We start from the raw sequence: 22244 nt of genomic DNA on the forward strand, positions 1-22244 counted from the left end.
ATAATGTCAATCTTTGGTGAGTAAATCTTGCCTATGAACTACAGGTTTTTGAGTGATTGCTTGATGATGTCTTCCAGTGAACCGCCCTCTGCAGCGGCCATTGTTTTTTTGACGGCATTTTCCGCCATCGATCTGCCGATACCCAGCGCCACCAGCGCGTTGATGGCATCGTTATCGATGGAAGGAATGGCCGGCGCCGCCGTTGACGCATCGAATGACTGTTTCCCCAGCTTGTCTTTCAGTTCCACGATCAGTCTTTCGGCTGATTTTTTGCCTATTCCTTTGATCCCTTCCAGCTGACGGGTGTTGCCCTGCACAATGGCCCTGGCAATTTCATCGGGACGCATACCTGACAGCATCATCCTGGCGGTTGCTGCACCGATGCCGGACACGCTGATCAGCTGGAGAAACATTTCTTTTTCCGCCAGTTCTGCAAAACCGAATAAAGTGTGTGCGTTTTCCGTGATGTGCAGGTAAGTAAACAACAAGCCGCTGTCTTTGTTACTGATAGCCGAATAAGTGTGCAGGCTTACCTGCAGGTCGTATCCAACTCCATTTACATCCACCACGATGCGTGCCGGTGTTTTTACAGCAAACTGTCCCCGTACAAAGGCGATCATCCTGCCAAAAATATGGCAAAAAAGATGGTTCGGAATCGGGTTTGGACTATTTGCGGTTGATTATTCACAATAAATTGACAATCAACTCATTAAATTTATCTTAAAGCAGCCTGGAAACGGTTGACAGACCACAGTTTTTGCCGGCGGAAGACAAAATCGGCTCACCTGAAAACCATTTCAGGATAACCGGTCTCCGGGCTGCCTCCGCTATGCACGGCCAATTTTTGCTTCCGCTTATTTAATTCATGATATTTGCATTTTATTCAGCAGAAGATTCTAATTAACCGTATGAGCAAAATTACTGCAGCCATCACCTGTGTTGGCGGATATGTTCCAGAAACAAAGCTTACCAATTCTGATCTTGAAAAAATAGTTGATACCAACGATGAATGGATCCGGACCCGTACCGGCATCGAAGAAAGAAGGATCTTACGCGAGCCGGGCAAGGGCAGCAGCGCCCTGGCCATCCCTGCCGTTCAGGAACTGCTGCGCAAGAAAAACCTCGATCCCCGCGAAATCGATTGCCTGATCTGTGCTACGGTAACACCCGATATGGTATTTCCCGCCACCGCCAACATCGTTTGCGAAGCCGTGGGCGCCACCAATGCCTGGGGATTTGACCTGAGCGCTGCCTGCAGCGGTTTCCTGTATGCACTTACCACCGGCACCATGTTCATCGAAAGCGGCCGTTATAAAAAAGTGATCGTGGTTGGCGTAGACAAAATGAGTGCCATTGTAGACTATACCGACCGCACCACCTGTGTGCTCTTCGGCGATGGCGCCGGGGCGGTGTTACTGGAACCTTCCACCGACGAAACAGGGATACTCGACAGTATACTCCGCAGCGATGGCAGCGGCTGCAAGCACCTGCATATGAAAGCCGGCGGCTCTGTAAGACCGCCTTCGATGGAAACGGTTGCCAACCGCGAGCATTATGCCTACCAGGAAGGACCCGCCGTTTTCAAATTTGCCGTAAAAGGAATGGCCGATATAAGCGCCGAACTGCTGGAGAAAAACAATCTAACCGGTGATGATATCGCCTGGCTGGTGCCGCACCAGGCCAATCTCCGCATCATAGACGCCACAGCCAACCGCATGGGTCTGGCCAAGGAAAAAGTGATGATCAACATACAGCGCTATGGCAATACCACGGCAGCCACCATACCCCTCTGTCTGTGGGATTGGGAAAAACAACTCAAAAAAGGAGACAATATCGTTCTCGCCGCATTCGGCGGCGGCTTTACCTGGGGAGCTACCTGGGTGAAGTGGTCGTATTAGAAGAACGGGGGATGGGCGAACAGCCTATTGGTTTTGCATGGCTGAGGTGGATATGGGGATGACAAACCCTTACCCATTCAGCCATTAACCCTTTTTTCTCAACTTCCATTCCTGGTAAACGCAATATAATCCGTAACCGGGATCTTCTCTACCCCCAGCTGCCTGAGCATGGTAACCAGCTGGCCGCGGTGGTAGGTACCGTGGTTGGCAAGGTGCTGAATGATGAACCTGACGGGCTGAACAAATGCATCTCCTTTCATGGTGGTATAGGGCAGTTCTTTTACCAGGTCAGCCTCGGTTGCATGCTCGATCCATGCAAGCCATTGCTGGTTTTGCTCCAGCAGCTCCTGCGCCACCTCATCCATGGTAGGATGAAAACTGAGACTGGGCACCACAATCTGCGCTGCCTGATGCACCCGCTGCCACCAGATAAACGAGGCATCCCAGATATGCAGACAGGTTTTGTACAGCGACGGAAAACTGCTTACGATCTCCTGCTGCTGTTGCTCAGGACTAAGACTGCGGATCACCGTCAGCAACCTTTCGTTGGCCCATATTTCATAGGCTGTATAAGAGACCAGCATTTGTTTCATGATTCATGTAATTTTGAAATGGATACAGACCCTGTTCATCCTTCAAATCAAATTTAATGAATAAAGATTTTCCCCTTACAGGTATTGGATCAGTGGCCATGCATGCCGCGGGTCATGAGCATGCGGAATACGCGCATCTTACGCCGATATTCGCGACCTCCACGTTTACATTCGACTCGGCACAGCAGGGCTCCGACCGCTTTGCCGGTGCCGATAAGACGAGGATCTACAGTCGCTGGGGAAACCCCACTTTCACCGCTGCCGAAAAAACCATTGCCGCACTCGAAACATTCGGGTTAAAAAACCCCGACGGCTCACAGCTGGAAGTCAAAGCTCTGCTGCATGCCAGCGGTCAGGCTGCCATGACAACGCTTTTTCTGGGGACACTGAAGGCCGGCGACACCGTTCTTTCGCATTACTCACTGTATGGCGGCACCTATGAGCTGATGAACAAGGTACTGGCCGCCACCGGCGTGCATACCATACTGATCGATATGCACGATCTGAACCTGGTGGAAGATACCATCCGGAAAAATACATCGATCAAACTGCTGCATATAGAAACACCCGCCAACCCTACCATCCAGTGCGTGGATATCGAGGCGGTTTCGGGGATCGCCAAACAGCACGGGCTGCTGGTATCTGTCGACAACACTTTTGCAACACCTTACCTGCAGCAGCCCTTCCGTTACGAAGTGGATTTTGTATTTCACTCCACCACCAAATTTCTCAACGGCCACGGAACGGCCATTGGCGGTGTGCTGCTGGGCAGGGATCTTGCCCTGATGAATACCGCCATGTGGAAATGGCATGTGCTGCTGGGCGGCAACAGCAATCCTTTCGACGCTTTCCTGCTGGGCCAGGGTATGAAAACACTCGAGCTGCGTATGGACCGTCACTGCGATAATGCCATGAAAGTGGCGGAATACCTGTCTGCGCATCCGGCGATCGCGCATGTGAATTACACCGGACTGGCATCGCATCCCGATCATGCCATCGCCGCCAGGCAGATGAAACATCCCGGGGCGGTGATGAGTTATGAACTGAAAGGCGGACTGAATGCGGGAAAAAAATTCACGGATGCACTGCAGATGTGTATTCGCGCCGTATCGCTGGGCACCGTGGATACGCTGATATCACATCCCGCCAGCATGAGCCATCTGTCTGTTCCAAAAGAAGAACGTGAAAAATACGGCATCACCGATGGACTGATCAGGATGAGCGTGGGAATTGAGAATATCCACGACATCATAAGCGATCTTGAACAGGCGCTTGCCAAAGCCTGAAACAAAAACAAACTGCAACTATGGATATCCTGATCAGAAGAGCGGAAAAAAAAGACTGCGTAAGACTGATAGAACTTGTCAGAGAACTGGCCGAGTACGAACGTGCACCGGATGCGGTGACCGTTACACCGGAGCATTTTGAAGAAAGCGGATTTGGTGAAAAACCCGTGTGGTGGGCATTTGTAGCGGAAGTAGACGGAACCGTACAGGGATTTGCCATGTACTATATCCGCTTCAGCACCTGGAAAGGCCAGCGCATGTATCTCGAAGACCTGCTGGTAACAGAATCATTGCGCGGCAACCGTATCGGCAAAATGTTATTCGACCGGCTGATAGAAGAATGTAAGGATAAGAAATTCTCGGCCATGGTATGGCAGGTGCTCGACTGGAACGAACCGGCGATCAATTTTTATAAAAAATACGATGCCGTTTTCGAACCGGAATGGGTAAACTGTTCGTTACTGGTAAGCTAACCCGTTCCTCGCTTCCTTACCATTACTTTGGCACCGCGTTTTGCGCCGCTGTATCCGTTTGCGAAATATTTTTTGCAAGGAAAGTCCAGTCTTTTTGTTTTTTCCTGCCGGTATTCAATCCAACGGTAAGACTGGCGCCTGCTCCGTTATTGCGGTAGTAAGGGGTCAGGGCAACGATCTTGTCTTTGTTCCGTCTTTTGAACATCTCGGGAACCAGTATACCCGATGAAGCGCCTGCGATAAATCCTGCAATGATATCGGTCTTAAAATGCCGGCCCGATCTTTCGCGGTAGTACCCGGTAACCAGGGGTGGAATGGAAGCCAGCGCATACAGGCCTATGCGCTTCCAGCCTTTGATGTTATGGTAGTCGGTATAGGTTTTTACCGCAAAAAAAGTAGCGGTTGCCGCAAAGGATACATGCCCGCTGAAAAAAGATTTCTGCATACCCACACCCGAACGGGCAATGGAGTCTAGACCGGCATTATACGCAAGCGGTCTTGGTCTTTTAACCGCGAGGATGGAACTGAAATACAACATATTATCCACTGCGTGCGCAGCCAGGTACAGGGTCAGCAAATCAACCCAGTCCCTGCGCATATGTTTATCCAGCGCCAGCAGGGCGGGACTGGCAACAGAAAAATTAAGAAAGAAATCGCCGACGCTTGCATCTTTTTTAAAATTGGCCGGATCGCGCAGTGCAGACGAGCGGTCAAATGCATTGACATCATTTGGATTAAGTTTCATTGCTTCTGACGGAGTAAGTCTTGCTCTTTCATCCAATGCCCTGAACGCCATGGTAGATCCGATAATGGCTGCGCCTGCTATCGGCAACTGGTAGGCAGGACGCATATTGTACAGCCTGCTTTTTACTGTTGTATCCTTCCGCGATGAGTCGCTTTGTGAAAATACCTGATACGTGCACAATAACGTGCATAGCAATACAGCAATGGAATTTCTCATATCCCATGAATAAAAAAAACCATGCCATTGCAGTAAAACAATATCTGCTTAAATGTGTAAGGCCGGCGTCTAACTAACACCAGCTACCGATACATTCCTGTCGATTTTTTGCACAAGCCCCTGCAATACCTTACCCGGTCCCACCTCGATAAAGTTGGTGGCGCCATCGGCGGCCATTGCCTGCACGCTTTGCGTCCATCTAACGGCGGCGGTAAGCTGTTCTATCAGGTTGCGTTTTATTTCGGAAGCCTCGGTAACCGCTTTTGCCACCACGTTCTGGTAAACAGGGCAATGCGGATGTGCGAATACGGTTGATTCGATTGCCGCAGCGAGTTCCTGTTTTGCGGGCGCCATCAGCGGAGAATGAAAAGCCCCGCCAACAGGCAATACCAATGCTCTTTTGGCGCCTGCCGCTTTCATTCTTTCGCAGGCTGTTTCCACGCCTTTTACCGAACCGCTGATCACCAGTTGGCCCGGGCAATTGTAGTTGGCAGCCACCACGATCTCGCCTGTTTCGTTCTGTACCTCCGCGCAGATCTCCTCCACCTTTTCATCGGCCAATGCCAGCACGGCCGCCATCGTGGAAGGCTGCAGCTCGCAGGCTTTCTGCATGGCTTTGGCGCGTATGCTGACCAGCTTCAGCGCATCTTCAAACTGCAAAACCTTGTTGGCCACCAGTGCAGACAACTCACCAAGCGAATGACCCGCCACCATTTCGGGTGTTGCCGCTTCCCGTGTTTCGAACGCGATCACGGAATGCAGGAACACGGCCGGTTGCGTGATATTGGTTTGCCTCAGCTCTTCATCCGTACCGCTGAACATAACATCGCTGATACGGAAACCGAGTATATCATTGGCCTGCTCAAAAAGCTGCTTGGCTTTGGGCAGCGACTCATACAGGTTCTTACCCATTCCTGTAAACTGCGAGCCCTGACCGGGGAAAACATAGGCAAGTTTCATAGGGAAAAATTTACTTATTAAAAGACGGCCGCAGATGAGCAGGTCAATCCTTCCGCCTGCGCATCTGCGGTTAACAATCAATCCAGTTTGGCGCTGATCAGTTTCAGGAATTCGCTGCGTGTGGCGTTCTTCAGAAACTCTCCGTCAAATGCGGAAGTGGTGGTAACGGAATTCTGTTTCTGCACGCCGCGCATCATCATGCACAGGTGCTTTGCCTCGATAACCACAGCCACGCCCAGGGGATTGAGCGATTCCTTGATGGCCCCGAGTATCTGTGTTGTCAGCCGCTCCTGCACCTGCAGCCTGCGCGAGAACACATCCACCACCCTGGCTATTTTGCTGAGACCCGTGATCCATCCATTGGGGATATAGGCAATATGCGCTTTGCCGAAAAACGGCAGCATATGGTGTTCACACATCGAGAAAAGTTCGATGTCTTTTACAATGATCATCTCGCTTACATCTTCGTGGAACTTCGCGGAATTGATGATCGCATTTGCATCGAGATGGTACCCCTGGGTGAGATACTGCATGGCTTTGGCAACACGCTCGGGGGTTTTTAACAGTCCTTCGCGGTCAGGGTCTTCTCCCAATGCAGCCAGTACTTCGTGGTAACTCTTCATCAGGCTACTTGTTGCCTGCTCGTCGTAATGCTCGGTTCTTGAATATGCCATACAACAAAATTAAGGCCTGTGTCAGGCCGGATATTCTACAAAATTTCTTTCGGTCTCAAATAACCTCACCCACAACTGCAACCTGCTGTCCAGCCTGGGGCGCAGCAGTTCATATATCACCTTTACAATATTCTCCGCAGTCGGATTAAGATCGGCAAACTCCTTCGTATCAAGGTTCAGGTTCTTATGATCAAAGCGGTAGATCACTTCCGACCGGATCAGTTCGCTAAGCTGTTTCAGATCGATCACGTAACCCGTTTCCGGATCCGGCTCGCCCACCACTTTTATGATCAGTTCATAATTGTGCCCATGGTAATTGGGGTTATTGCAAAGACCGAATACCGCATCGTTCTTTTCATCGCTCCACTGCTTGTTGTACAGGCGATGCGCGGCGTTAAAATGTTCTTTCCTGAAAACGGCTACTTTTTCGGCCATGGTATTCAAGTTAGGAAATTAGCGGGAATTGAGGCTGGGTGTTGGTCGATAAGTTGATTTGTTGAACGATTGGGTGTTTTACCGGTTATATGGTCCGGCCGACGGCAATCCGGTCTGTTGCACACCCGGCAACCACCCTGCAGCCAGTAGATCCGTTCAAAAACACAACCCGCCAGCTTCCCTAACCAAAATACTCCACATATATCCTGGGTGTTTCATACAGCTTGATGCAATGCAGTTTTACCTCTGCCGGGAGGTGTGGCGTAAGCTGCTCCCAGATGGCGATGGCCAGGTTTTCCGTGCTGCACATCTTGTCTTTCATAAAATCCACATCCATGTTCAGGTTCTTATGATCCAGTTTATCGATCACATGTTTTCTGATCAGGACACTCAGTTTTTTCACATCATAGAGAAAACCGGTATCCGTATCAGGATCGCCCTTTATCGTCACAAACAGGTCATAATTATGTCCATGCCAGTTCTCATTGGCACATACACCAAATACCGCCTCATTCTGTTCCCTGCTCCATTTGGGATTGAACAGTTTGTGGGCCGCATTAAAATGTTCCTGCCTTGTCAGATACACCATCCCGCAAAATTTCGGCAAAGGTAGGGTGAATTTGAAAATTTGGGGATTTGAAAATTTGAAAATCAGCACCCGCACAACAACCACGCACTGGAAACAAAACAGCAGTAGCGGTTGACGCTTAACTATTTGTCTTCAATCCATTTTCAAATTCTCAAATCCCCAAATTTTCAAATTAAACGAACTCCCCATGCTACCTTTGTCCTATGCGTGTTATCATTACCGCCGCGACCGTTGCCGAGTGGATGCCGGCTTTCCTGGAAACAGACAACCTGTACACCAGCGAAAGCCAGCGTTTCAAGCTGCGTTTTCACCAGTCGGGCGTGGGTATGCTGGCAACGGCGGTATCGCTGACAAAACTGTTGTACGAAGAAAAACCCGACCTGGTGGTACAGGCAGGCATAGCGGGCTGTTTTGACAATAAAATACCCTTGGGCAAGGTGCTGGTAACGGCAGATGAATGCCTGGCCGATATGGGGGTGCAGGAAGACGGACGCTGGAAAGACCTGTTCGACCTGAAACTTGAAAAAAGCAGTTACCACCCCTTCGAAAAAAGAAAACTGCCCAATCCCTGGCTGGCACAGTTCAACCTGCTCAAACTGCCGCAGGTAAGCGCAGTTACGATCAACGAGGTAAGCACGGATGCACAGCGCATTCAGCAGATCCGGAAAAAATACGATCCTGTTATCGAGAGTATGGAAGGTGCTGCGCTGCATTATACCTGCCGCGAAGCGGGCGTGCCGTTTCTGCAGATCAGGGCCGTTTCCAACTACATAGGTGAGCGCAACAAAGAGAACTGGAAACTGAAAGAGTCGCTTGCCGCACTGAACGAAACACTGATCAGATACATCGAAAAGCTATACAAAATTCAATAACCATGGCCGGCACAACCTATACCCTTGGCTTTTCGCCCTGCCCGAACGATACCTTTATCTTCGACGCACTGGTAAATGGCAAGATCGATACCCACGGTATCTCCTTTGATGTGGCACTGGAAGATGTGCAGACGCTGAACGAATGGGCCATCAACGGCAAACTGGATATTTCCAAGATCAGTTACGGTGTGTTACCGCTGGTGGCGGAAAAATACCAGGTGCTGCAAAGCGGCGGCGCGTTGGGCAAAGGTGTAGGACCGCTGCTGATCGCCAAGGATGCGGGTATCCGCGTGGAAGATATCGATACCCTCCGTATTGCCATACCCGGGGTGAATACCACCGCGCATATCCTGTTCTCGCTGGCGTTTCCGGAAGCAAAACAAAAACAGTTCCTGGTGTTTCACCAGGTAGAGGATGCCGTGCTGAGCGGCAGGGCTGATGCCGGCGTTATCATTCACGAAAACCGCTTCACCTACCAGGATAAAGGCCTGCACAGACTGATGGATTTAGGCGAATACTGGGAAAAACACACCCATGCACCCATACCCCTGGGTGGCATAGTGGTGCATAACAGGATAGACAGGGCCCGTGCGGCGGAGATAGACGCGCTGATCAAAAAAAGCGTGGAATATGCATTTGCCGAATACCCGCATCTCTCCGAATATGTACAGCAGCATGCGCAGGAAATGAACCCGAAAGTAATGCGGCAGCATATCGATCTGTATGTAAACGATTATTCGCTCTGGCTGGGCGAAGACGGCAAAAAAGCCGTAAGACAGCTCTGTGAAGTGCACCACCGGTTGTATCCGCAGCAACCCTGCACCTCACCGGATATCTTTCTCTCTCCGGAATAAATCCCTGCCAATAGCCATCAACCTTCGGATAAGGGGTTGCTTTTTTCGAAAGAAAGATACAGTATGCCGCGAGCCCTTAACCGGCGTTTGCTTTTTGCAGGGCTTTGCCGTATACTTCCAATGCACGCTTCCTGGCCATCGCGTGATCAACAACCGGCTTTGGATAGGAAAAATCTTCGAACTCGGGCACCCATTTCCGGGTATACACCAGGTCTTTATCGAATTTCTGCGTCTGCAGAGAGGGATTGAATACCCTGAAATAGGGCGCTGCATCGCAACCGCTTCCCGCGGCCCACTGCCAGCCGCCGTTGTTGGCGGCAAGATCGTAATCAAGTAATTGCCGCGCAAAATAGGCTTCGCCCCAGCGCCAGTCGATCAGCAGGTGTTTGGCCAGAAACGAAGCGGTGATCATCCGTACCCTGTTATGCATATAACCTGTTGCATTCAGTTCCCGCATGCCTGCGTCAACGATCGGGTAGCCGGTGGTTCCTTCGCACCAGCGCCTGAATTCATTTTCATCGTTACGCCAGGGTATATGATCATAAGCGGGTTTAAAACTCTTTCCTTTACCAACCCGCGGAAAATGCCAGAGTATCATCTGGTAAAATTCACGCCAGATCAGTTCGTTCAGGTAAACGGCGTTTACATCCACCGCACGTTGTACCAATGCCCGTATGCTTACCGTTCCAAACCGGAGATGCACACCCATATGCGAGGTACCCGCTGCAAGCGCGGGAAAATCGCGGGTGCTGTCATATCGCCGTATAAGCGCATCAGGCAGATCGGCCGGTGGAAAACGTTCCGGGGTATCGATAAACCCGATTGCCGCAGCAGATGGAACCGGTTCCGACGTTCGGCGCAGAAAATTGGCTGCATATTTTTCTGCAGGGTAGGCCCGCATATAAAAGGCATCCAGTTTCTGCCGCCATTTCTTTGCATAGGGTGTGAACACCGTATACGGCGTACCATCGTCTTTCAGTATCTCCGTCTTATCAAAAATCACCTGGTCCTTGAAGGTGTGGAAGTCTGCACCCGCTGCAGCCAGCAGGTTCCCGACCGCCTGGTCGCGCTGAACGGCATAGGGCTCGTAATCGTGGTTGGTGTATACCGAGGCAATCTCAAATTCGGTCAACAGCTGCCTGAACGCATTTTCCGGATGATCGTGCAGTACGGTAAGCGAACTCCCAGCCTGTTCCAATACCCGTTGCATTTGGCGCAGGGCGAGACAGATAAAACTGACCCTTCTGTCGGCTTTTTCTTCCAGCCGGTCAAGAATGGTTTTGTCAAAAGTAAAAACGGGTAATACGGGATAACCGCTTCGCAAGGCATGGTAAAGCGCTGCATTGTCTGTAAGACGAAGATCGCGGCGGAACCACATCACAGCTACTTTCATGAAACGGGGTTATACAACAGATAACAACCAACCGGGCGGTTTGTTCAGCCGAGCGGCTGGATAAACTGATGGTAGACAGACCGGGCCATTGCATTCCCGAAAGATTTGCCATCCAGTTCTTTCACCCATCGCATTCCGTACAGGGCATTGGTCAAAAACAGTTCGTCTGCCTGCCGCAGCGCCTGTTCCGTTATCGGCTTCTCCGCAAAAGCAATACCGTTTTCCCTGAAACGGTTCAGCAGGTATTGCCGCATCACACCACCCACGCATCCATCCTGCAGGCGGGGTGTGAGGACGGTTTGCTCCTTTACGATAAACACATTCGCAATCGTTGCATCGGCCACACCATCGTATGGATTCAGCAGCAGTACATCGTCCCACTGCTCTTTTTTTGCAAACAGCGCGCCCATCAGGCTGGGCAGGTAATTGTTGTGTTTCAGGGATGAATAATCGTCGCATGTTTTTCTTGCCCCTCTGTACACGCCCATCCGCAGCCCTGTTTCATTCAGCAGGGCATAGGCCGGATCCAGCGGCCAGCTTTGGATGATATGGTTGGGGAAATGGTCCTTTGCATCAAACAAACCGCCTTCGCTGCGAAAAACCGTGATGCGGATACGGGCTGATGCGGTGTGGCCGTTCCTCTGCGCGAGACTCCCGATGCTTTCTTGCAGGTAGGCTTTTGTACAGGTGGCGGGACGGTTGAAATACATGGCCTGCAGCGAACGGAAAAACCTGTCGGTATGCAGATCAAACAAAGGGATCCGGCCGTTTACCATCCTGATCGTTTCAAAAAAACCGTCGCCGTAACGAAACGACCTGTTATCAGGCGATAAGCACAGCTCGTCGGCCGGCATGATCTCACCATTGTAAAAAACAAATTGCGGCAGGGACATAAACAAATATAATCACCGAATCCCGGCAAGCTTTGCTTATTTTGGGCATCCATAGTATTCATCCATGACGATCCAGGACATCATACAGGCACTCGAAGAAAAAGCCCCTGTTTCCCTGCAGGAATCTTACGATAATGCAGGACTGCTGACCGGTAGCCCTGCATGGGCTTGCACCGGCGTGCTTTGTACGCTTGATGCCACGGAAGCCGTGATCGCCGAAGCAAAAGAAAAAGGGTGCAACCTGGTGGTGGCCCACCACCCCATTATTTTCGGCGGGTTAAAAAAGATCACCGGCCGCAACTATGTGGAGCGGACCGTGATCGCCGCCATCAAAAACGATATCGCCATATATGCCATCCATACCAACCTGGATAACCTGATCGATGGCGTAAATGGCCGCATCGCCGACAAACTGGAACTGGTCAACCGGCGCATACTGCTGCCAAAGGAGGCGCAGCTGCTGAAGCTCTACACATTTGTACCCGAAGAACACGCCGAAAAACTGCGGTCGGCCCTTTTTGCCGCCGGAGCGGGGCATATCGGTGAATACAGCGAGGCCAGTTTCAACACGGCCGGCCTAGGTACCTTCAACGGATCCGAGCATACCAACCCCTTTGTGGGTGAACCGGGCAGGCGGCACGAAGAAAAAGAAACCAGGGTGGAAGTGATCCTGCCCCGCCAACGCCGTTCAGCGGTGCTGAAAGCCCTGTTTGCGGCCCATCCTTATGAGGAAGTGGCCTATGACCTAATTAGCTTACTAAATGATAATCAATACATTGGAAGCGGGTTGGTTGGCGAATTGCCCGAGCCGGCAGCAGAAGCGGTGTTTCTGGCCCGGCTCGGGGATGTTTTTGGATTGCAGGTGATCCGTCATACACCGCTGCTGGGCAAACCGGTCAGCAAAATTGCCGTCTGCGGCGGTTCGGGCAGTTTCCTGACCGGGCAGGCCATTGCCGCGGGGGCCGATGTATATGTTTCCTCCGACATAAAATACCATGAATTCTTTGATGCCGACAACCGGCTGGTCATCGCCGATATCGGTCATTGGGAAAGCGAACAATTCACCACCGGGCTGCTTTTTGAGCTTTTACAGGCTAAATTCCCTACCTTTGCCGTCCTCAAATCAGGGGTAAAAACCAACCCGGTGAACTATTTTACCTGATCTGTGGGTCCGCAGGTTGACAGCAACCATTAAAACGAATAAACCAAGAAACCATTATGGCAGCAGTTAAAGAGTACTCTGTTGAAGAAAAGCTGGTAGCGTTATTGCAGTTGCAGAAGATTGACAGCAAGCTTGATGAGATCAAGATCCTCAAAGGCGAACTTCCGATGGAAGTAAGCGACCTGGAAGACGAGATCCAGGGTTTACAGGCCCGCCAAACGCGTATCGAAGAAGAGATCAACGGCATCACCGAGTTCATGGAGAGCAAGAAAACAGCTATCAAGGACAGTGAATCGCTGATCGCCAAATACGAAAAACAAAGCGAGAACGTTAAGAATAACCGTGAGTTCGAGGCCATCAACAAAGAGATCGAAATGCAGCAGCTCGAGATCAAGCTGTCTGAAAAACATATCCGCGACGCCAACGAAGAACTGGCCGAAAAGGTAAAGACGCTCGAGGGCGCCAAAAAACAGGTATCGGTTAAAGAAGGTGTGCTGAACCACAAGAAAGGCGAACTGCAGAAGATCATTACCGATACGGAGAAAGAAGAAACCCATTTCAACAAACAAAGCGGGGAAGCACGCAGCCATATCGACGAGCGCCTGCTGTACAGCTACGACCGCATCCGCAAAAGCTATCGCAATGGCCTGGCCGTTGTACCGGTTGAAAGAGATGCCTGCGGCGGTTGCTTCAATTCCATTCCGCCGCAGCGCCAGAGCGAGATCCGTCTGCACAAAAAGATCATCGTTTGCGAAAACTGCGGCCGTATCCTGGTCGACGCTACCCTGAACGACAGCGTGGAAGCCAAATAATCTTTTTTTGAGTGATAGTAAAGGACAGCTTAACCGCTGTCCTTTTTTGTTTGTCAACTACGCGGAACGATATTTTTAGCAGCATCCTACACATGATTTCAGCCATTCATCAAAAGCAGTCCATCAATCGGCGGCATTTGCTATTTTCGGGTATGAAGTATATCGTGGTTCTGCTGCTGTTTGTGATCACCGGCCGGTCGGAGGCGCAGAAAGTATACGAATTCAACAGTGTCTGCCAGCAGGCCTACCAGGAAATATCCAAACTGAAGATCAGCGAAGGACTGGCGCTCGTGGAGAAAGCCAGGCAGCAGAATCCCGATAACCTGATTCCCGTTTTTCTGGAGAGCTATGCCGATTTTTACCAGTTGTTCCTCAACGAAGACCCTGCTGATTACCGCGAGCGGTACCCCAGGTTCGCGCAGCGTATCGAAGCACTGAAAAAAGGACCGGAATCATCGCCGTTTTATGGTTTTTGCATCAGCACGGTACGTGTTCAGAAAGCGGCCACTTCCATCAAATTCGGGAAATTCTGGGATGCGGGATGGGAGTTCCGCCGCGCATACCAGGATATCAAACAGAACAGGAAAGACTTTCCCACTTTTGTTCCCAACGACCTGATCTATGGTGCGCTGCAGGCCATCACCAGTACGATACCAAAAGGCTATAAATGGATCGCAGGCATATTTGGCATGAAGGGTTCGCTTGGCGAGGGTATGAAAACGGTGCGCGGTTTTGTGAACAGCAACGACCCCTGGGCAAAACTGTTTTTTAACGAAGCCGCATTCCTGTACCCCTACCTGCAGTTTTACATAGAGAACAAAAAGGATGAGGCGATCGCTTTTGCGCAGCAGAAAAGAATAGACCTGGTAAACAACCACCTGCACGCCTATATGGCCGCCAATCTCTGCATCAATAACCAGCAGTCCGAGCTGGCGCAGAAGATCATGCTGAACCGGAATATGTCTGATGATTATTTGCGAACACCTGTATGGGACTTTGAACTCGGCTTTACCCATCTGTACCACCTCGAAACACAGCCATCGGCCAGGCATTTTGAAAGTTTTCTTACAACATTCACGGGCAGTTTCTATGTAAAGGATGCATTGCAGAAACTAAGCTGGTGCTATTACCTGCAGGGCAATATGAGCCGTGCAGAAGAAACCAGAAAACGCATCCTGCAGCGGGGCGCCACCAATTCGGATGCGGACAAACAGGCGCTGAAAGATGCCCAGACAGGCCGCTGGCCGAATATGCTGTTACTCAAAGCAAGACTGTTGAGCGATGGCGGATACGCCACCGATGCCGCCGCGCTGCTGCACGGAAAAACAGAGGACGATTTTGGCACAGAAGAAGAGAAACTGGAATTCGCCTATCGCGCCGGGCGTATCTATGATGCGCTGGAACGCGACGACGATGCCATCCGCAATTACCTGATCGCGATCCGGATGGGAGAACACCGGAGAGAATATTTTGCCGCAAGAGCGGCGGTGCAGATCGGTTATATCTACGAAAAACGCGGGCAGAAAGCGATGGCCATACAGTATTACCAGCGTTGTCTTGCTATGGAAGACCATGAATTCAAAGACTCGCTGGACCAGCGCGCCAAATCGGGCATTGCCCGCTGCAAAGGGGAATAACCGCCTGTTGGGAATACCTGGTATTAATACCCTTTGCGGATACAATGGTTTCTATAAATTGCACACGATTTGGTTAAACCGTTATGCTGAAGAAACTCTCCATACAGAACTATGCCATCATCGACGAGATCAGTATTGATTTCTCTTCCCGGATGAACAGCATCACCGGCGAAACCGGCGCGGGAAAAAGCATCCTGATGGGCGCACTGAGTCTGATACTGGGCGAACGTGCAGACAGCTCCGTTCTCGTGAACAAGGAGAAAAAATGTTTTATGGAAGGCGTTTTTGCCGTGGGCAATAAACCCAACGTGGGCCGATTCCTGAAAGACAACGATCTTGATACGGATGAAGAACTCGTACTCAGGAGGGAGATCTCGGCGAACGGAAAATCGAGGGCATTTATCAACGATACGCCGGCCACTTTGCAGCAGCTCAAAGAACTGGCATCCATGCTGGTTGACCTGCACCAGCAATTCGATACCCTGGAAATAGGCGACAGCGATTTTCAGCGCGAAGTGCTGGATGCCCTGGGAGGCAATGAAAACGCACTGGCCGCCTACCGCAGCCGGTTTGGCCAATGGCAGGCAGTGAGCAGGGAACTGGCCCAACTTCAGCAACAGAAAACAGGTTTTAACAAAGAACTCGACTACAACCAGTTCCTGTTTGATGAATTAAATGAACTGGGTCTGAAAGAAAATGAGCTGGAAGAACTGGATACCGAACTCAAACTCCTCAGCAATGCCGAAGGCATCAAGACCACGCTGTCCAAAGCCTATTTCGACCTGCGGGAGAGCGAACAGCCGCTGGTGCAGTTGCTGAAACAAACCATCCAGCAGTTAAACGGCTATGCCGCGGTTCATCCTGATCTTGCGGCCATCATTCAGCGTCTGCAGAGTGCACAGATTGAGTTGCAGGATATCTCGGATGAAATAGAACGCATCAACGATTCGGTGAACTACGATGAAAAACGCATCGAGTGGATCAACCAGCGGATGATGGACGGATACAAACTGATCAAAAAACACGGTGTGCAGAACACCAATGACCTGCTGCAGATACAGGCGGGGCTGGAAAAAAAGCTCAGGGCCGTTCTGGATATAGATGATGCCATAGCAGCCAAAACAAAAGAAGCAGCTATCCTTTTTGCCGAAGCAGGTGAACTTGCCGCGGGGATCTCCGCCGTACGCGGCAAAATGATCAGGCCGCTCGAGGAAAAGGTGAACAGGCTGCTGGCGCAGGTAGGCATGCCCAATGCAAGACTGAAAGTGTCGGCAGCAGAAACCAGCCTGCACGAATACGGAAAGGATGCCATCGAGTTCCTCTTTGATGCCAATAAAAGCAACCGCTTCGAGCCGATCCGCAAAGTGGCCAGCGGCGGCGAACTGAGCCGTTTGATGCTCTGCATTAAATCGCTGGTTGCCCAATCGATCGATCTGCCCACCATGATCTTCGACGAGATAGATACCGGTATTTCCGGCGAAGCCGCCAGACAGGTTGGACTGATCATGAAAGACCTGGCTGCCAGCCGGCAGGTGATCTGCATCACCCACCAGCCGCAGATCGCCGGCAAGGCCGATGCACATTTCTTTGTGTTCAAGGAAGTGCGCGGCGAAGCCATCAAAACCAATATCCGTTTACTGAACCAGGACGAGCGCATCACCGCCATCGCCCGCATGCTCAGCGGCGAAAAACCCACCGCCGCGGCAATGGAGAATGCGAGGGAGATGATGAATTGAAAAAACGTGTAGAGCACGTGAGTCAGGAACATGAGTTATCGTGCGTTACCGTGAGTTGAGGGACGATACCAGCCAATAGCAGGCACAGGCTGAGATGCACCCGACCATACGCACGATAACTCACGCCGACTCACGACGTCCTACGTATGACGTCTCACGCTTTTCACCTATTTTTACGCCTCAAACCAACCCTATGGCTTATAATTTACTGAAAGGAAAACGCGGTATCATCACCGGTGCTTTGGACGAGAACTCCATTGCCTGGAAAGTGGCGGAGAAAGCGCATGAAGAAGGCGCTACGTTTGTATTGACAAATGCCCCCATCGCCATGCGTATGGGAGAGATCAAGAAACTGGCGGAAAAGACCGGCTCCGAGATCATACCGGCCGATGCAACCAGTGTTGACGAACTGACCACGCTTTTCACAAAATCGCAGGAGATCCTGGGTGGAAAGATCGATTTTGTACTGCATTCCATCGGCATGAGCGTGAATATCCGCAAGAACATAGCTTATACAGAGTCGAATTACGATTATTTCCAGAAAGGCATCGATGTATCGGCGCTTTCATTCCACAAAATGTTATCCGTAGCCCGCAAACTCGATGCCATCAGCGAATGGGGCAGCGTGGTGGCGCTTACCTATATGGCCGCGCAGCGTACCTTTCCTTTCTATACCGATATGGCCGATATCAAAGCCATGCTCGAGTCGATCGCGCGTAGTTTCGGCTATCACTACGGACTGGAGAAAAAAGTACGAATCAATACCGTATCGCAGTCACCCACCAAGACAACCGCGGGTACGGGCATCAAAGGATTTGGCGATTTTTACGACTATGCAAACGCGATTGCCCCGCTGGGCAATGCCACTGCAGAAGACTGCGCCAACTACTGTATTACCCTGTTCTCCGACCTGACAAAAATGGTTACCATGCAGAACCTGTTTCACGACGGCGGTTATTCCAATACCGGCGTAAGCATGGATGTGATGCAGAAACTGGGCATACAATAACCCGTATATACAACGATCATGCATACACTGCTGCTGATACCACCGGATTTTGTTGAGTACATCGGCTATTTTGGTTCGTTCCTTACGGCCATCACATTTGTACCGCAGGTATACAAATCCTGGCAGACAAAAAGCGTGGGAGACCTGAGCAGCTGGATGGTTGCGATCGTTATCACCAGCGCCATCGTATGGCTGGTGTATGCATTCGCCATCAACAGCGGCCCCGTGATCCTGGCCAACAGCATTGTGCTGATCCTGACACTGGTGCTGCTCTATCTTAAATTCCGTTTCAAAAAATAGGATTTCGGATTGATGGATTCCAAATTCGCGGATTACGGATTCGCGGATTTATAGTTGCATGAAGCCCGCTTCTTCCAAAAAAGCAGACCTCCAAAAAGAGCCCTACAATCCGGAATCCGCTAATTCGCGAATCCGGAATAACATAAAAAAGCCACCCAGACAATGAGTGGCTTTTTTTGCGGGGAATATTTTTGAACTAATACTCGTCTTCGTTGAACATAAAATCTTCCTGGCTGGGGTAATCGGGCCAGATATCCTCGATACTTTCATAAACTTCCCCTTCATCTTCGAGTTCCTGGAGGTTCTCCACCACTTCGATCGGCGCACCGCTGCGGATAGAGTAATCGATCAACTCATCCTTGGTGGCGGGCCAGGGCGCTTCTTCCAGGTAGCTTGCCAATTCTAAGGTCCAGAACATAGTCTAGCTTTTTAATTTTTTGCAAATGTAGCCGTATAAATGACATCTCCAAAAGGGAGTTGGTACCATAATGTAAACAAATACTGAAATTTTGTCCGCCCAAACGGCCTGGATCGTAGGTTTGTAGCCTTATTAGAAATCCTGCCATGCTCAAAGCGGAACATATTACAAAAAAATACGGCAACCTGGAAGTGCTGAAAGGCGTGGATATTTCCGTTCAAAAAGGGGAGATCGTGAGCATAATCGGCTCTTCCGGTGCCGGAAAAAGCACGCTTTTGCACATACTGGGCACCCTCGACGCCGCCGATTCGGGGGCTATCTGGCTGAATGAGTGGCGCATCGACGGGCTGAAAGACAGGAAACTTGCTGCTTTCCGTAACGAACATATCGGCTTTGTGTTCCAGTTCCACCACCTGCTGCCCGAGTTTTCCGCGCTGGAAAACGTGTGCATACCGGGGTGGATCGCCGGCAGGAACCGGAAGGAAGTGGGCAGCCGGGCGCTTGCCTTACTGTCCCTGCTAGGGCTGGCGGAACGGGCAGAAAACAAGCCACAGCAGCTTTCGGGCGGCGAGCAGCAGCGGGTGGCCGTGGCCAGGGCCCTGATCAACCAGCCCGATATTGTTTTTGCCGACGAACCCACCGGCAACCTCGACAGCAGCAATGCGCGCGACCTGCATCAACTGTTTGTGCAACTGCGCGCCGAATTCAACCAGACCTTTCTCATTGTTACCCATAACGAAGAACTGGCCGGCATGAGCGACCGCACCCTGCACATGAAAGATGGCCGGATCGTCTGAATGGCCTACCCTATACCGCTTTCCCCGAACCGTTGTATTTGTTGCGGTGTTTCGGTATATTGGGTTAACCAAAACACTGCCATATGAAACATCCTGCCGTGCGCTATGCCGTTTGCGCGCTTGTCTTTACCGTTATCTGGACCATGATCCAGCATGTTGCGGGGTGGAATACCACCCACCACGAAACGGGCCAGTATACCCGTATGGTTCCTGCAATTGTTTTTTATGTGTTCATTTTTATCGCGGTTTACCGGCAAAGAAAACAACAGGGGGGCTCACTCAGTTTTGGACAGGGATTCCGGACAGGCGCCCTGCTGTCGCTTTTATACAGTCTTGGATGCTGCCTCTGGTATGCACTTTATGGCGAAGTGATCAACAAAAACTTCAAACCAAGCCTGATGGCATTTGAGCGTGCCAGACTCGAAGCCGCGCAGGTTACACCCGGTCAGCTGGAAGAAGGAATGAAACACATCGATCTCACAACAGGCGGGTCGGTGGTATCCTATGTATTCCTGGTGGCTTTTATGTTCGCGCTGGGCTGCGTCATAACCCTGGTGGCATCACTGGTTTTTAAAAGGAAGCAACAGGCTTAGCCGACCCTGGGTTTCCAGGGTATTTCAGGAACCTGCAGCAGGTGGCCGGCATACCTTGCCAGTACAAAAAGATAATCGCTCAGGCGGTTGATGTATTTGATCACCAGCGGGTCTACAAACAGTTGCTGCTGCTGCATATGCACACAGCAGCGTTCTGCCCTGCGGCATACGCACCGTGCAATATGCGTGGTGGAAACAGTGGGGTGACCGCCGGGCAGGATAAAAAATTTCATGGGCGGCAGCAGCTCGTTCATCCTGTCGATCTCCTGCTCCAGCAGGGAAATGTCCGTTTCTTTGAGATCGGGCATTTTCATTTTGGGTTCTTTCTCGGGGTCGCAGGCCAGTGAAGAGCCGATCGTAAACAGCCTGTCCTGTATCTCTTTCAGAATGCCCCTCGCATGCGCATCTGCCAATTGGTCGGCCACCAGGCCGATATAAGAATTCAACTCGTCAACCGTACCATATGCCTCGATGCGTATATGGCTCTTGGGAACCTTTGTTCCGCCTATCAGTGAGGTCTTACCCTGGTCACCGGTCTTTGTATATATTTTGAGCGACATGGTGGTTGAATAGCTGATTGGTTGAATAATTGGTCAGGCGGGGGTGGATGGCTGAATGGCTGAACTGTCAAATGGCTGTATCATCATCTGCTGGAACCAACCCACTCATGCCAACTCACGAGAACTCACGTCAACTCACGACCGACGACTCCCGTCTCACCTCCCCCATCTCCCGCGTCTTATCGCTTTCGATAAGACCGTCGCGCAGGCGTACCACGCGGTGGGCATAGGCTGCGATGTCTTCTTCGTGCGTAACCAGCACCACGGTATTACCGGCCTGCTGTATTTTGCCGAATATCTCCATTACCTCGGCAGATGTTCTGGTATCGAGGTTGCCCGTAGGTTCATCCGCCAGCAGCAGCGAAGGGTTATTGACAAGTGCGCGCGCAATCGCAACCCGCTGGATCTGTCCGCCGCTCAGTTCGTTCGATTTATGGTGACTGCGTGAATCAAGCCCCACTTTTGTAAGTGCTTCCATGGCCCTTTCCAGCCGCTCTTTCTTTCCCACACCGGCATAGATCAGGGGCAGCGCCACGTTTTCAGCGGCAGTAAGCCTGGGCAGCAGGTTGAACTGCTGGAAAACAAAACCGATCTCGATATTGCGCACTTCGGCAAGATCGTCATCGGGCATCTTGCTTACATCTTTCCCGTTCAGTATGTATTTACCGCCTGTGGGAGAATCCAGGCATCCGAGGATGTTCATCAACGTGCTTTTACCGCTGCCCGAGGGGCCCATCAGTGCAACGTATTCATTCCGGAATATTTCCAGCGAAATACCTTTCAGCACGGGGATGGCCTGCGAACCCATAAAGTAACTCTTACGGATATCTTCAAGACGGATGATAACACTCATAATGATTGGTTTCTTTTGGACCGCGAATGGTTTATTTCCTGATCACTTTCGGCACTTTGAAGAACTGCCCGTCTTTTTCAGGCGAATTCAGCAACGCTTCTTCCCGGCTGACCGATCCCGCCACCACATCTTCGCGCAGTACGTTTACGGCATCGCTGATATGCAGCAGGGGCGCAACGCCGGCAGTGTCCACCTCCCCGAGCTTTTCTACAAAAGCCACCATTTTCTCCAGGTCGCCCCGGATGGCTTCTTTTTCCACCTCGTCAAATTTCAGCCTCGCCAGGTGCGCCAGACTGTCCACCATCTTTGCATCGATCTTCATACCAGACAAAAATAGGGTTTCCCGAGTAACGGACAGAGGTTTTGCGGATCAGCGGGTGGGGGGATAATGGATTAGCGGATTACGGATTAACGGATTGATGGATAAACGGCGCACAGTCGGTTGCCCGATCAATCAGACAGCTTCCGAGCGGATGTCATCGCATA

The 22244-nt window shown here is 51.1% G+C and carries 26 protein-coding genes; 13 read left to right on the forward strand and 13 right to left on the reverse strand.

Annotated elements, in window-relative coordinates:
- Positions 1 to 38 precede the first annotated feature (38 nt).
- Positions 39 to 620: a Holliday junction branch migration protein RuvA gene (gene ruvA / locus GWC94_RS15145; protein ID WP_161835940.1), complete on the reverse strand. Its 582-nt coding sequence runs from the start codon at positions 618 to 620 to the stop codon at positions 39 to 41.
- Positions 621 to 908: 288 nt separating this feature from the next.
- Here ruvA and GWC94_RS15150 point away from each other — a divergent pair, with 288 nt between their 5' ends.
- Entirely contained in the window at positions 909 to 1898 is a 990-nt protein-coding gene (locus GWC94_RS15150; RefSeq protein ID WP_161835942.1) for a beta-ketoacyl-ACP synthase III, read from the forward strand.
- A 98-nt stretch (positions 1899 to 1996) separates the two neighbouring features.
- Here GWC94_RS15150 and GWC94_RS15155 read toward each other — a convergent pair whose 3' ends face one another.
- Positions 1997 to 2491 (reverse strand): DinB family protein, encoded by a 495-nt coding sequence (locus GWC94_RS15155; protein ID WP_161835944.1) that lies wholly within the window; start codon positions 2489 to 2491, stop codon positions 1997 to 1999.
- 56 nt (positions 2492 to 2547) lie between these two features.
- Here GWC94_RS15155 and GWC94_RS15160 point away from each other — a divergent pair, with 56 nt between their 5' ends.
- Both GWC94_RS15160 and GWC94_RS15165 read left to right on the forward strand, forming a co-directional pair.
- On the forward strand, positions 2548 to 3777 hold the full coding sequence (locus GWC94_RS15160) for a trans-sulfuration enzyme family protein (protein WP_161835946.1): 1230 nt from the start codon (positions 2548 to 2550) through the stop codon (positions 3775 to 3777).
- A gap of 20 nt (positions 3778 to 3797) precedes the next feature.
- On the forward strand, positions 3798 to 4250 hold the full coding sequence (locus GWC94_RS15165) for a GNAT family N-acetyltransferase (protein ID WP_161835948.1): 453 nt from the start codon (positions 3798 to 3800) through the stop codon (positions 4248 to 4250).
- Positions 4251 to 4272: 22 nt separating this feature from the next.
- On the opposite strand, the gene GWC94_RS15170 is transcribed toward GWC94_RS15165, so the two are convergent.
- The 5 genes from GWC94_RS15170 to GWC94_RS15190 all read right to left on the reverse strand — a co-directional run bounded on the left by GWC94_RS15170 (position 4273) and on the right by GWC94_RS15190 (position 7869).
- Positions 4273 to 5211, reverse strand: coding sequence for a phosphatase PAP2 family protein (locus tag GWC94_RS15170; protein WP_161835950.1), 939 nt, complete (start codon positions 5209 to 5211; stop codon positions 4273 to 4275).
- A gap of 69 nt (positions 5212 to 5280) precedes the next feature.
- Positions 5281 to 6171: an ACP S-malonyltransferase gene (fabD, locus tag GWC94_RS15175; RefSeq protein ID WP_161835952.1), complete on the reverse strand. Its 891-nt coding sequence runs from the start codon at positions 6169 to 6171 to the stop codon at positions 5281 to 5283.
- A 77-nt stretch (positions 6172 to 6248) separates the two neighbouring features.
- Positions 6249 to 6845 carry a GTP cyclohydrolase I FolE gene (gene folE / locus GWC94_RS15180; protein WP_161835954.1) on the reverse strand — a complete coding sequence of 199 codons (597 nt, stop codon included), beginning with the start codon at positions 6843 to 6845 and terminating at the stop codon, positions 6249 to 6251.
- A 21-nt stretch (positions 6846 to 6866) separates the two neighbouring features.
- Complete coding sequence (locus tag GWC94_RS15185) at positions 6867 to 7280, reverse strand: 6-pyruvoyl trahydropterin synthase family protein (protein WP_161835956.1); 414 nt, start codon at positions 7278 to 7280, stop codon at positions 6867 to 6869.
- 181 nt (positions 7281 to 7461) lie between these two features.
- A complete protein-coding gene (locus GWC94_RS15190; protein ID WP_161835958.1) occupies positions 7462 to 7869 on the reverse strand; it encodes a 6-pyruvoyl trahydropterin synthase family protein in 408 nt (135 codons plus the stop codon).
- 203 nt (positions 7870 to 8072) lie between these two features.
- Here GWC94_RS15190 and mqnB point away from each other — a divergent pair, with 203 nt between their 5' ends.
- Together mqnB and GWC94_RS15200 are read left to right on the forward strand one after the other, a co-directional pair.
- Complete coding sequence (mqnB, locus tag GWC94_RS15195; protein WP_161835960.1) at positions 8073 to 8741, forward strand: futalosine hydrolase; 669 nt, start codon at positions 8073 to 8075, stop codon at positions 8739 to 8741.
- A gap of 2 nt (positions 8742 to 8743) precedes the next feature.
- Positions 8744 to 9595 carry a 1,4-dihydroxy-6-naphthoate synthase gene (locus GWC94_RS15200; protein WP_161835962.1) on the forward strand — a complete coding sequence of 284 codons (852 nt, stop codon included), beginning with the start codon at positions 8744 to 8746 and terminating at the stop codon, positions 9593 to 9595.
- 76 nt (positions 9596 to 9671) lie between these two features.
- Here the strand turns inward: GWC94_RS15200 and GWC94_RS15205 are convergent, their stop codons facing one another.
- Both GWC94_RS15205 and GWC94_RS15210 read right to left on the reverse strand, forming a co-directional pair.
- Positions 9672 to 10988 (reverse strand): cryptochrome/photolyase family protein, encoded by a 1317-nt coding sequence (locus GWC94_RS15205; protein ID WP_161835964.1) that lies wholly within the window; start codon positions 10986 to 10988, stop codon positions 9672 to 9674.
- Positions 10989 to 11032: 44 nt separating this feature from the next.
- The gene (locus GWC94_RS15210) at positions 11033 to 11881 is read right to left on the reverse strand and encodes an aminotransferase class IV (protein WP_161835966.1); all 849 of its coding nucleotides are present in this window, start codon (positions 11879 to 11881) and stop codon (positions 11033 to 11035) included.
- Between the two features lie 64 nt (positions 11882 to 11945).
- Between GWC94_RS15210 and GWC94_RS15215 the strand changes: the two genes are divergently transcribed.
- The 6 genes from GWC94_RS15215 (at position 11946) to GWC94_RS15240 (ending at position 18537) form a co-directional block, all read left to right on the forward strand.
- Entirely contained in the window at positions 11946 to 13043 is a 1098-nt protein-coding gene (locus GWC94_RS15215) for a Nif3-like dinuclear metal center hexameric protein (RefSeq protein WP_161835975.1), read from the forward strand.
- A 56-nt stretch (positions 13044 to 13099) separates the two neighbouring features.
- The gene (locus GWC94_RS15220) at positions 13100 to 13855 is read left to right on the forward strand and encodes a zinc ribbon domain-containing protein (RefSeq protein ID WP_161835977.1); all 756 of its coding nucleotides are present in this window, start codon (positions 13100 to 13102) and stop codon (positions 13853 to 13855) included.
- Between the two features lie 152 nt (positions 13856 to 14007).
- Positions 14008 to 15492 (forward strand): tetratricopeptide repeat protein, encoded by a 1485-nt coding sequence (locus GWC94_RS15225; protein WP_161835979.1) that lies wholly within the window; start codon positions 14008 to 14010, stop codon positions 15490 to 15492.
- 83 nt (positions 15493 to 15575) lie between these two features.
- The gene (recN, locus tag GWC94_RS15230; RefSeq protein WP_161835981.1) at positions 15576 to 17228 is read left to right on the forward strand and encodes a DNA repair protein RecN; all 1653 of its coding nucleotides are present in this window, start codon (positions 15576 to 15578) and stop codon (positions 17226 to 17228) included.
- 193 nt (positions 17229 to 17421) lie between these two features.
- Entirely contained in the window at positions 17422 to 18237 is an 816-nt protein-coding gene (locus GWC94_RS15235; protein ID WP_161835983.1) for an enoyl-ACP reductase FabI, read from the forward strand.
- Between the two features lie 18 nt (positions 18238 to 18255).
- Positions 18256 to 18537 (forward strand): SemiSWEET family sugar transporter, encoded by a 282-nt coding sequence (locus GWC94_RS15240; protein ID WP_161835985.1) that lies wholly within the window; start codon positions 18256 to 18258, stop codon positions 18535 to 18537.
- Positions 18538 to 18733: 196 nt separating this feature from the next.
- Here the strand turns inward: GWC94_RS15240 and GWC94_RS15245 are convergent, their stop codons facing one another.
- Complete coding sequence (locus GWC94_RS15245; RefSeq protein ID WP_026767946.1) at positions 18734 to 18955, reverse strand: DUF2795 domain-containing protein; 222 nt, start codon at positions 18953 to 18955, stop codon at positions 18734 to 18736.
- A gap of 146 nt (positions 18956 to 19101) precedes the next feature.
- On the opposite strand from GWC94_RS15245, the gene GWC94_RS15250 reads away from it, so the two are divergent.
- Positions 19102 to 19752, forward strand: coding sequence for an ABC transporter ATP-binding protein (locus GWC94_RS15250; RefSeq protein WP_161835987.1), 651 nt, complete (start codon positions 19102 to 19104; stop codon positions 19750 to 19752).
- A gap of 83 nt (positions 19753 to 19835) precedes the next feature.
- Positions 19836 to 20345 carry a DUF4199 domain-containing protein gene (locus GWC94_RS15255; protein ID WP_161835989.1) on the forward strand — a complete coding sequence of 170 codons (510 nt, stop codon included), beginning with the start codon at positions 19836 to 19838 and terminating at the stop codon, positions 20343 to 20345.
- Here the strand turns inward: GWC94_RS15255 and GWC94_RS15260 are convergent.
- The 3 genes from GWC94_RS15260 to gatC all read right to left on the reverse strand — a co-directional run bounded on the left by GWC94_RS15260 (position 20342) and on the right by gatC (position 22080).
- Positions 20342 to 20905, reverse strand: coding sequence for a cob(I)yrinic acid a,c-diamide adenosyltransferase (locus GWC94_RS15260; RefSeq protein WP_161835991.1), 564 nt, complete (start codon positions 20903 to 20905; stop codon positions 20342 to 20344). The genes GWC94_RS15255 and GWC94_RS15260 overlap by 4 nt on opposite strands.
- A gap of 130 nt (positions 20906 to 21035) precedes the next feature.
- Positions 21036 to 21758 carry an ABC transporter ATP-binding protein gene (locus GWC94_RS15265; RefSeq protein WP_202628841.1) on the reverse strand — a complete coding sequence of 241 codons (723 nt, stop codon included), beginning with the start codon at positions 21756 to 21758 and terminating at the stop codon, positions 21036 to 21038.
- A 31-nt stretch (positions 21759 to 21789) separates the two neighbouring features.
- Positions 21790 to 22080, reverse strand: coding sequence for an Asp-tRNA(Asn)/Glu-tRNA(Gln) amidotransferase subunit GatC (gene gatC / locus GWC94_RS15270; RefSeq protein ID WP_161835993.1), 291 nt, complete (start codon positions 22078 to 22080; stop codon positions 21790 to 21792).
- Positions 22081 to 22244: the final 164 nt, after the last annotated feature.

It is taken from the genome of Sediminibacterium soli (assembly GCF_009939225.1).
In the GTDB taxonomy this organism is placed as follows: Bacteria; Bacteroidota; Bacteroidia; order Chitinophagales; family Chitinophagaceae; genus Sediminibacterium; species Sediminibacterium soli.